This window comes from Siminovitchia fortis (genome assembly GCF_007681465.1).
GTDB lineage: Bacteria > Bacillota > Bacilli > Bacillales > Bacillaceae_C > Siminovitchia > Siminovitchia fortis.
Window position 1 is genome coordinate 1 of record NZ_VEKZ01000213.1, and the last position, 209, is coordinate 209.

Below are 209 nucleotides of genomic sequence, written 5' to 3' on the forward strand. Positions count from 1 at the left end.
TGGTTAGCCAGACCGGAATGAGCCTTCTTATTCAAAAGATTGAAGAAGCCAGACAGTCCTGCCGCGCCGAGAAAGTTTTTGTTGGTATAGAAGCTACCGGCCATTACTACGAGGACATCGTTCGCATCTTAACAGAGGAAGGCTATTCTGTTCACATTGTTAATCCAGCCACTACTCATGAAGAACGCAAGCAACATCTGACTTATACA

At 45.0% G+C, this 209-nt stretch carries 1 pseudogene; it reads left to right on the forward strand.

From position 1 onward, the window contains the following. A pseudogene (locus tag FS666_RS19585) lies at window positions 1-209 on the forward strand (IS110 family transposase); the annotation flags it as partial.